Source organism: bacterium, from assembly GCA_027622355.1.
Classification (GTDB): Bacteria; UBA8248; UBA8248; order UBA8248; family UBA8248; genus JAQBZT01.
Genome location: JAQBZT010000149.1, coordinates 1 through 7,491 on the forward strand (window position 1 = coordinate 1; position 7,491 = coordinate 7,491).

At 64.4% G+C, this 7,491-nt stretch carries 11 protein-coding genes; 3 read left to right on the top strand and 8 right to left on the bottom strand.

The genetic code is table 11. The annotated features are described in order from the left end of the window. A partial coding sequence (locus tag O2807_09520; protein MDA1000733.1) for a hypothetical protein occupies positions 1-496 on the bottom strand: 496 nt, incomplete at its 3' end. 148 nt (positions 497-644) lie between these two features. Here O2807_09520 and O2807_09525 point away from each other — a divergent pair. Continuing rightward, positions 645-977, top strand: a complete 333-nt coding sequence (locus O2807_09525) for a hypothetical protein (protein MDA1000734.1) — start codon at positions 645-647, stop codon at positions 975-977. Here O2807_09525 and O2807_09530 read toward each other — a convergent pair. The 5 genes from O2807_09530 to O2807_09550 form a co-directional block, all read right to left on the bottom strand. Further along, positions 974-1,744 (bottom strand): SDR family oxidoreductase, encoded by a 771-nt coding sequence (locus O2807_09530; GenBank protein ID MDA1000735.1) that lies wholly within the window; start codon positions 1,742-1,744, stop codon positions 974-976. The two genes, O2807_09525 and O2807_09530, sit on opposite strands and share 4 nt — an antisense overlap. Before the next feature lie 17 nt (positions 1,745-1,761). Next, positions 1,762-2,535, bottom strand: coding sequence for an SDR family oxidoreductase (locus O2807_09535; GenBank protein ID MDA1000736.1), 774 nt, complete (start codon positions 2,533-2,535; stop codon positions 1,762-1,764). A 20-nt stretch (positions 2,536-2,555) separates the two neighbouring features. Next, positions 2,556-3,740: an acyl-CoA/acyl-ACP dehydrogenase gene (locus tag O2807_09540; GenBank protein ID MDA1000737.1), complete on the bottom strand. Its 1,185-nt coding sequence runs from the start codon at positions 3,738-3,740 to the stop codon at positions 2,556-2,558. A gap of 95 nt (positions 3,741-3,835) precedes the next feature. Beyond that, a complete protein-coding gene (queC, locus tag O2807_09545) occupies positions 3,836-4,513 on the bottom strand; it encodes a 7-cyano-7-deazaguanine synthase QueC (protein MDA1000738.1) in 678 nt (225 codons plus the stop codon). A gap of 8 nt (positions 4,514-4,521) precedes the next feature. Next, on the bottom strand, positions 4,522-4,905 hold the full coding sequence (locus O2807_09550; protein MDA1000739.1) for a hypothetical protein: 384 nt from the start codon (positions 4,903-4,905) through the stop codon (positions 4,522-4,524). A 122-nt stretch (positions 4,906-5,027) separates the two neighbouring features. On the opposite strand from O2807_09550, the gene O2807_09555 reads away from it, so the two are divergent. Next, on the top strand, positions 5,028-5,825 hold the full coding sequence (locus tag O2807_09555; GenBank protein MDA1000740.1) for an alpha/beta hydrolase: 798 nt from the start codon (positions 5,028-5,030) through the stop codon (positions 5,823-5,825). Between the two features lie 15 nt (positions 5,826-5,840). Continuing rightward, the gene (locus tag O2807_09560) at positions 5,841-6,245 is read left to right on the top strand and encodes a PPOX class F420-dependent oxidoreductase (protein MDA1000741.1); all 405 of its coding nucleotides are present in this window, start codon (positions 5,841-5,843) and stop codon (positions 6,243-6,245) included. 12 nt (positions 6,246-6,257) lie between these two features. Here the strand turns inward: O2807_09560 and O2807_09565 are convergent, their stop codons facing one another. Beyond that, positions 6,258-6,623, bottom strand: coding sequence for a SaoD/DsrE family protein (locus tag O2807_09565; protein ID MDA1000742.1), 366 nt, complete (start codon positions 6,621-6,623; stop codon positions 6,258-6,260). A gap of 66 nt (positions 6,624-6,689) precedes the next feature. Beyond that, the coding region (locus O2807_09570) for an aldo/keto reductase (GenBank protein ID MDA1000743.1) at positions 6,690-7,491 on the bottom strand (802 nt) is incomplete at its 5' end.

Sequence of the window (7,491 nt, forward strand, 5' to 3'; positions counted from 1 at the left end):
CATCACCCGGCGGCGCGAGACCCGGAAGGGATTCCGCCGTGAGGGACTTCTCTGCCTCGCGGCCCGCCGGCGTGAGGCGGTAGCGCACCGCGCTCTTTTTCTCCGGGACGCCGGGCAGCGCCGTGCGGATGGCCTCTCCCCAGCCACAGTCGTAGTAGTCCGCCACCCAGCCGGTCAGGCCGAGGAGTTCTTCGGTGAGGAGCACTTCTTCATCGAGCCGCTCGATGATCTCCTTGATCGCGAACCCTTCGGTGCCGGGAGGCGGCTCGCTCCAGGGGCGCGAGACGACGTAGCCGGTCACCCGGCGCTTTCCGAGGGGAACGAAAACGCGCACCCCCGGCGCGATTCCTTCGGCCATTTCGGCAGGGACCTTGTAGGTGAGCGGCGGAAGGCGGGGGACGTTGAGGGCCACCTGGACGTAGCGCTCCCCCGGGGGCGCCTTGGGGGGCGCACCGTTCTTCTCGCTCGACCAGGGGACAGCAGCTTCCGGCGTCATGGCATCAACTGGGCAGTGAAGGATTTGGGGTTAAATCCCTTTATAGCAGAGTTCCACGCATCGCGGCCGTTTGACCCTGCCCAGCCGCACCCCTAGAATCAATCCACTGGTTTTTGAAGGGTTTATGTCTCTGCGGGAGGATAACACCATGAAAAGTGCTCTCGAAATCGCCATGGAAAGAACGAAGGCGATCGGCGATCAGGCGCGCGAGGAGCTGGCCAAGCTCTCTCCCGCGGCCCGAAAGAAGATCGCGGAGGTCAAGAAGGTCTACGAGGGCAAGATTGCCGAGCGCGAGGTGCTTTTTCAGCAGGAGATGATGAAGCTGACCGGCGGCGCTCCCGTCGAGGCCATTCAGGCCCAGCTTCCTGATGAGGCCAGGGAAGCCCTCGGCCAGATGCGCCAGAAGCACAAAAGCGTGATCGACACCCTCGAAACCGAGCGTGAGGGGAAGATCCAAGCGATCAAGAAGGAAGCGGTCTAGATATTCGAGCGGCCCTGCGAGCCGTCCACTGCGTAGCATGCCCCGTGCACCAGGCTCGCCCGCGGGCTCAGCATGAACACCGCCACTGATGAGATTTCCTCGGGCCTTCCGAACCGGCCCAGCGGCATTCCCTTGAGCATCCCTTCGAGATTATCGGGCGCTGCGGCCATCCGGCGCTCCCACACCCCGCCCGGGAAGAACACGCTTCCCGGCGCCAGCGTGTTCACGCGGATGCCGTCCTTCGCGACCTGCTGGGAAAGCGCCTTTGAAAAACTGATGAGGGCGGCCTTCGAGGCGTTGTAGGTCATCGCCGAGCCCGATTCGCGGCCCGCGAGCGAGGCAATGTTCAGAATGGAACCGCCGCCGCGCTTTTTCATCTCCGAGATGGCCAGCCGCGAAAGCCGGACGGCGTGAAAGAGGTTGAAGTCGAAGGCTATCTGCCAGTCGTCATCGTCGGTATCGAGGAGGTGCTTCGGGTCGCTGCCGCCGACGTTGTTCACGAGAAGGTCAACACCGCCGAAGGCATCGAGCCCGGCCTTGAGGAACGCCGCCGGGGCCTCCGGCTTCGTCATGTCGCCGCAAAAGGAAGCCGCCTTTCCCTTGCCCTGGGCGTTGATCTCGGCCTCTGCTTTCCGGAGGTCGGCTTCCGTCCTTCCGCTGATGATGACGTGGCAGCCCTCATCGGCGAGGTCTTTCGCGATGTAAAACCCGATCCCCTTGCTGCCGCCCGAGATAAGCGCCACCTTGTCCTGAAGCATCAAGTCCATGAGCGTCCTCCGGTCCCTTAAATGTTCGAGCGGCTCTGTGCGCCGTCCACGTTCCAGCAAGCGCCGTGCACCAGGCTCGCCCGCGGGCTGAGCATGAACACCGCCACGGCGGAGACCTCCGCCGCCGTCCCGAAGCGCCCGAAGGGCATCTCGGCGTCGATGAAGCCTTGCAGGCCGTCCGGGGCCTCGGCGATGCGCCGCTCCCACACCCCGCCGGGAAAAAGAATGCCGCCCGGGGCGATCGAGTTAACGCGGATGCCGTCCTTCGCCACCTGCTGGGAGAGCGCCTTGGTGAAACTGATGAGGGCCGCCTTCGAGGCGTTGTATATCATCGCCCCCCTCGACTCGCGCCCGTAGATCGACGATACGTTGAGGATGGCACCGCCGCCCCGCTTCTTCATCTCGGGAATCACGAGGCGCGAGAGCCGCACGGCGTGGAAGAAGTTGAAGGCGAAGCCCCCCTGCCAGTCCGCATCGCCCGATTCGAGCAGGGTCTTGGGGTTGCTCCCGCCCACGTTGTTGACGAGAAGGTCCACCCCGCCGAAGGCATCGAGCGCCGTCTTCAGGAAAGCCTCGGGGGCGCCTTTCTCGGTGATGTCCCCCGCGAAGCCCGCCGCGCGGCCAGAGCCCCCCGCGGTCAACTCCCCGACCGCGCGGCCCAACTGCTCCTCCCCCCGCGCGGAGATGACGACGCGGCAGCCTTCCGCCGCAAGGTCTCTGGCGATGTGGAAACCGATCCCCCGGCTTCCGCCCGAGATCATGGCCACCTTGTCCTGGAGCATCAGGTCCATCCGGAAGCCTTCCCCGCCGTCTAGGCGGGATTGTCGAGGGTCTGCGCGGCGCGCAGGAGCGTCATCGAGTCCGTCCCGTCCCCGTGGAGAAAGGTCAGGAGATCGCGAATGCGCTTTTCGACGGGCGTTTCGCGCATGATGCCGATGCCGCCGAGGATGTCGGTCGCGAAGCCGATGGTCTTGAGGGCCACCTGATCGGTGAACACCTTGCCGTAGCGCGTGAAGCGGGGGTTGAAGGTGGGGTCGTTCTGGACCCCCCAGCAGACGCGCCACATGAACTGCTCGGCCACCTCGATGTTCATGAGCATCTCGGCGAGCATGTGCCGCACGGTGGGGTGCTCGACGATGGGCACCCCGCCCTGGACGCGCTCCTTGGCGTACTCGTAACAAAACTCATAGATGCCCCGCGCGATGCCCGTGTTGCAGGCGGCGAGCTCGGCGCTGCCGCGGAAGGCGACAGCCTGCGCATCGTAGCCGCCGTTCACCTCGCCGAGAACGTCGTCCTTGTGGACGCGGACGTTGTCGTAAAAGCTCTCTGCGTTCGGATAGAGGCGGTAGCCCATCTTGTCATGCACCTGACCATAGGAGACGCCCTCCTGATCCTTCCCGACGAGGAAGCAGGTCGTTCCCTGGTGGACCGGCGCCTTCGGATCGGTGCGCGCGAAGACGAGCAAAATCTTCGCCCAGCCCGTCAGCGAGGTGAAGCGCTTCGCGCCGTTGATGACCCAGTAGTCGCCGTCCCGCACGGCGCTGGTCTTGAGGCCGAGCTTGGGATCGGGCTGGCGATACAGGTTGTCGGTGCCGTAGTCGGGCTCGGTCATGCAGAAGGAGCCGACGCAGTCGTCATCCTCGACGAACATCTTGAGCCAGCGGCTTTTCTGATCCTCCGTCCCGCTCGCCGCGATGACTGAGGATATCTTCCAGCATTGGCTGATGCACTTGATGAAACCGATCTCGTACTGGGCGCCGGTCCAGAGGCAAAGGGTGCGGGTGAGCATATCCATGCCGCCGCCGCCGTATTCCTCGGGCACAGCCAGGGTGCGCAGGCCCACCTTCGAGGCCTTGTGGATGAGCTCGGCGGGGTAGCAGTCCTTCGGGTTGGGCCTCCGGTCCATCTCGGCCGCGACGGGCATCACCTCGCGCTCCATGAAATCGCGCGTCAGATCGGCCAGGGCCAGCTGTTCGTCCGTAAACGGATATTGCATGAGAGCGTCCTTTCCTCCGCGAGCCGGAAGACCGGCAATCCTTTAAGAAATATGTAATGACGTAATTGTGAGGTATCGCGGCTGGGGGGGATGTGTCAATCGGGACAGGGGATCGGCCTCACGCCCCCTTCGGGATAGGTCAGCGGGTCCCGCATTCCGGCCTCTTCAAAGCCCTTGCGGCGCAGGATGCAGGCGTCGCAGCGCCCGCAGGGCCGGTCCGCCCCGAGAGGATCGTAGCAAGAGTGCGTGAGGGCGAAATCCACGCCGAGCGCGGCGCCTTTTTTCACGATGTCGGCCTTGCGCATTTCCTTGAGGGGGGTGTGGATGGTGAGCTGCTCTCCGCTCTCGACGCCCGCCTTGGTGGCGATACGGGCCATCTGCTCGTAGGCCGCGATGTACTCGGGGCGGCAGTCGGGGTAGCCCGAGTAATCGAGCGCGTTGACCCCGATAAAGATGTCGAAGGCGCCCTTCACCTCGGCCAAGGCGAGGGCGTAGCTGAGAAAGATGGTGTTCCGGGCGGGGACGTAGGTGACGGGGATGCCCTCGCCAATATCGCCGCGATCCTTGGGGACTTCGATCTCGCCGGTGAGGGCGCTTCCACCGATGGCGCGCAGGTCGATCTTGACGACGGTGGGGCCCTCCGCCCCGAGGGTCTCCGCCACCCGGCGGGCGGCATCGAGCTCGTGGGCGTGGCGCTGGCCGTAGTCGAAGCTCAGCGCCGCGCAACGGAAGCCCGCCGCGCGCGCCATGGCGAGCGAGACCGCCGAATCCATCCCGCCGCTCAGGAGGACGACGGCAACTCTTTGCGATTCCAAGGCCTGATCTCCGGCGTCCGCTGGAGCGACTGGCTCGCCAGGGCGCCATTTCCCATGAAAAGAACCCGAAGCCGATAGGGCGGCCCTACCTCGGTCGTCACGCCGCCGCAAAAAGAGGAGGCTGCCCAATCGTTGAAAATCTTCGTCTGAAGCCGGGAGACGGCTGCGCCGACCGGATTCCACTCCTCATCGGCCAGCTCCACCCGCATCCACAGATCCTCCACCGGGGGTGTGGAGACGAAGAGAATCATCCCCGCCAGCTCGATCGTTTCACCCGTCCTGCGCCATCCCCACCGCTGGATGGTGCGCGGGTCTTTCTGAATCACCTGAAGTTCCGAGATCGGGAGCATCCCCGCCTCCACCGGCTGCCGGAAAAAGCCCGCCCCCCTCGCGGGAGCGGACCGCCTATATTAGGATACCGCTTTCCGGAGAGGTTCCCAACATCCTGGCTCACATTTACGGGAGATCGGCCATGCCCACCGCGACCGTCAACGGCGCCAACCTGAATTACAGCGTTCGGGGCGCCGGATCGCCTGCCCTTCTGATTCACGGATTCCAGAGCTCGCTGTTCACTTGGAAGCCGGTGGTGGATTTCTTCGCCGGGCACTTCCAGACCTTCACCATCGACCTGCGCGGCCACGGCGATTCGGACCGCCCGCCGGGTCCCTATTCCATCCAGCAGTTCTCCGACGATGTGGCAGCGTTCCTCAACTTCCTCGGCCTGGAGAAAATTACCCTGGCCGGGCACAGCATGGGCGGAAGAACCGCGCTCATGTTCACTCTCCAGCACCCTGAGCGGGTCCGCCAGCTGATACTGATCGGCGCCTCGGGGGCCGCTCCCAAGGGAGAGTATGAAACGCGCTTCCGCACCCTGCAGAAAGTGGCCGAGGAGGAAGGCATCGAGGCCGTCATGGCCCACCCGCTGGTCACATCGCACATCCCGAAGAGCTATCTCGAGGGCCCCGGGGGGGAGGAGTATCGCCGCCACTACCTCAAGAACACCCCGCAGAGCTACCGCGACGCGGGCGCGGCGCTCTTCACCATGCCCGATCTGACCGGAAGGCTCGGCGAGATTGGTGTCCCGGCCTGGTTCTGCGTCGGCGAAAACGAAGCCCCCGGCATCGTCGCCTTCTCGGAGCAATGCGAGCGGGACATCCCGAACTGCACTCGCTCGGTGATCCCCGGCTGCGGGCACTTCCCGATGCAGGACAACACGAGCGGCTTTCTCTCCGAACTGGAAAATTTTCTCGCAAAAACACCTGTCGCGTAACCAAAGGAGCGCCACGTGAACCGAAGCGAAGCCACCGCTTTTATCGACAGCGCCAGAAACGGCGTCCTGACGACGCTCCTCAAGGACGGTCGGCCCCACTCCTCCCCGGTCGTCTTCGGGCGGACGGGCGAGAACATCGAAATTTCCTGCACCTGGACCCGTCTCAAGACGAAAAACCTCCAGCGCGACCCCCGTGCCTCGCTCTGCATCATCCCGAAGGACGGCTGGCACCCCTACCTCACCGTCGAGGGCAAGGCGGCGCTCGTCGAGGACCCGGACGGCCGGATGAACCTCGACCTCTACCGCCGGGTGACGGGAAGCGAACCAGAGGATCTGGACGAGTACCTGCAGACGATGAAGAACGATCAGCGGATGATCGTCCGCCTCTCGATGGACCGGATGTACCCGCTCTCGGATTGAATCGCCCGCCCGCTAGAGGGTAATCACCTGATCGGGCGGGTTGCCCGACAGCGCCGCATAAAGGTTCGGGAAGCAGCCGACAACGACACCCTCCACCGTTCCCGAGACCTGGCAGTTGCCCGGCTCGCCAGTGGCCAGCCCCCGCTCCAGGGCGCCCTGATCGCACATCATCAGAAGGATTCCCTTCTCCTTCGCGATCCGGGAGAGCCGCTCCCCGAGCGGGTCCCCTTGCCGGAGGATGTAGTTGTTGTCGTCGAAGAACATCATCCCGACGACATCAACCCCGTGGCAGTCCGCTTCGAGTTGTGGAAGAATCATCTTTCCGAGCTTGTAGCTGGCCGTATGGCCCGAGGTGGAAAACACGTAGGCGACTTTCACTTTCTTCTCCCTCCCTGAAAGAATAGGGAGGTGTGCGGCCCCCCCTCTTGCACAAAATGTATAAACTTAAAGGAGCGTTTCCAGCCGGTGGAGCGCATCCGGCGGAAGCGGCGCGCCCGAACCCGCCGCGGCGTTCTCGGCGGCGCGCTCGACTTTCCCCGTGGCGGGGATGACGGTCGAGACAGCCGGGTCCGCGAGGACATACTTGATGAGCGCCTGGCCGGGGGTTTCTACACCATAGGGCCGGAGAAAGGAAAGATCAGCCCGGCCCAGCGCCTTCAAAAGGCTCGCGCGCGCGAAAAGGGGCTTGATCGGCGTCATGACGATCACACCGAGATTCAGCTCCCGCGCCAGCGGCAGCACCGCCTTCCGGCAGCTCGTCTCGCCCAGGTAGCAGGGAATCTGGATGGTGTCGTAGAGGCCCGTCCGCATCGCTTCCATCATCTCGGGATAGTTCGAGGGGCGGTAGTCGGTGATGCCGATGAAGCGGATGCGGCCTTCCTTCTGGTATTCATGCAAAACAGGCGTCACTGCCCGCCAGCCGCCCATGTTGTGAATCTGCATCAGGTCGATGACGTCGGTGCGGAGAAGCTTGAAGGATCGCTCGATGCTCCGCCGGGCTGATTTGGCGTCGCGCTCGAGCACCTTGGTGGCGATGAGGGCCTCCCCCCGGCGCTTTTCGAGGGCGAGGCCCATGACGCGCTCGGCCTCGCCGTACATCGGCGCCGAATCGAAGAAATTGGCCCCCTGATCGAGAAACGCCTCGGCCACGCGGGCGCAGTGCGCGTCGGCGGATTTTCCCGTCACATCGAAGGTCTGGTAGGTGCCGAGGCCCACCTCGCCGACCTTCAGGCCCGTCCGGCCCAAG